The organism is Acinetobacter sp. YH16051 (assembly GCF_013417135.1).
Lineage (GTDB): Bacteria > Pseudomonadota > Gammaproteobacteria > Pseudomonadales > Moraxellaceae > Acinetobacter > Acinetobacter towneri.
This window is the reverse complement of record NZ_VPEN01000093.1, coordinates 1-1,991: the sequence shown is the minus strand read 5'-3', so window position 1 is coordinate 1,991 and position 1,991 is coordinate 1. Positions and strand designations below refer to the sequence as shown.

General features: G+C 36.6%; 1 pseudogene. It reads right to left on the bottom strand.

The window, feature by feature from the left end:
* Positions 1 to 714: 714 nt before the first annotated feature.
* Positions 715 to 1,644 (bottom strand): annotated as a pseudogene (gene repM, locus FTV41_RS14475) (replication initiation protein RepM); the annotation flags it as partial.
* Positions 1,645 to 1,991 lie beyond the last annotated feature (347 nt).

Genomic DNA, 1,991 nt, shown 5'->3' with positions numbered 1-1,991 from the left:
ATCAATTTGTTTAGTTGTTCTTCAAAATCTTGCTTGTTTAAATCACCTGAAACGTACTGATCATAAAGTTTTTGATGATCTTCAGTGATTTCTAAATCGTAATATTCTCGATCTGATTTCTTTAAAAGTACCTCTGACAAACGATTATTTTTTTCGGCATCACTCAATTTCATAGTCTAAATGCTCCTATTTTGCGTTTATTGGCGTTTTTAGCCCTGTTTGGCTAGATTCCCCTGTTTTTGAAGAAAAGGCGCTTAAATGCGATTTTAGGCGGTTTTTGCGCTATGGGGTGAAATTCGATATTGGTGCTTTGCTAACAATAAAATTTTTAGCGGTTTGGAGATTTATCATTTCCCGACAGCAGGAGGGAATGCACGCTTACGCGTTTCTCTCCGAGAAACAAAAAATCGACCTCTGAAAAAGATAAAAATAAGCCCCAAAGTTTGGGGCGTTTTGAAATCTTTTTTAGAGGATTAATTGCTACTTTTTGGCATTCACGTAGTCATAAAATTGAAGTTGCTGTTTTGGGTCTTTTAGCATGATGCGAAGCCGTTGCATAAAATCATCTGGAGATTCGTTCTCCTGCTTTAAGTGAGCGAATTTCTTGTCACGGGACATATTGAACGACAAGCTGTTCACTTGCATATTTCGCAACTCAATAAACTTAGGTTCATCGACCTGTTTAATTGGTGCAGATTGGATTTTTTTAGAACCAAAGCCGAGCTGTTCCAGTAGCGGATAAAACATCCTGAATTTTTTTGGCTCTAAAAGCATGTCGGCAAGGCGTTTCGTAAAGTCTTCGGCTGACTCTCCGATCTCTGCATATTCGCTACCAACTTCGGGTAGTTCAGATAATTTATGTGCGAACAAATGCCGTTGGGCATCGGTCATTTCAACAAAAAAATCGGGTGTGTTTGGATCTCGTTTAGGGTCGATTTTTTGTTCTACTTTTGGCTGTGGTTTTTGTTTGAATCTGAATGAAAAACCACTAATTGAACGACCATTTTTATGTTGTTCTACCTTCACTTTAATGTCTGTTTTTTCATTAATTTGCTGTAATGATGGTTCTAAAACACGACTTTTAAAATGATTCATTGCTTTGTATTCATTAGGTTCAACTCCTAACTGACTTCTGAAATCCGCTAGTTTCAAAATTGGAGTTTTACCTACCTCACGCCATGTTATCAATAGTTCATAAAGTCGTATTGCATACTTGCCTGTAAGTCCTGAAACTTGATTAATCTGATAGCTTGTAAAGTGTTTCTCAAGTCGTGTAATTAGTGGAACTACATCAGGGGCAAAGGTGATTTCTAGTAGAGCAGAATCATCAATGTATTTAATACGACTAACCCATCGTGAGCGAACAATACCAATCCCTTTTGATGTTTCTTCTTGGAATGAAAATTGTCGATCAAATAGGTTGTTTACAGCTTCTTTTAAAGCCTTGTAAGCCCCTTCTTTTGTGACATTGAACTGTTTTGCATAATCACTGGCATGAATTTCTAGTTTACTGTCAGCAGTAATTCCTTTCCCTGTTTCTCTAGCACTGATAATTGCCAATAAAATTAACCTTTGTTCTGTTACCTCTAAGTTGTAACTGGCATTCATAAGAGCATTATCTTTTACAACTAACCCGCCTTTCATTAAGACACCATTATTTTTATGTATATAAAGACACATTATATTTTTATGTGTCTTAATGCAAACTATTTGTGTCGGTATTGGTGTTTTTGAACAAACTATTTGTGTCGGTATGACAAACTATTTGTGTCGGTATGTCCTCTGAAACGCACGTATATCAATACTTTCAAGGCTCTTAAAAGCATTTAAAAGCTTTTTATATTATTAAAAGCCCAAAAAAATCAAAAACGGCATTTAAAACTGCCCTATGTTTTCGCTTCGCTCAAACTCTATTGAATCTCGCTGCGCTCGATTCCTGGGGGCAGTTTTTCTCAAAGACCGGCTAGGACGCTAAAAACAAGAATGGATTC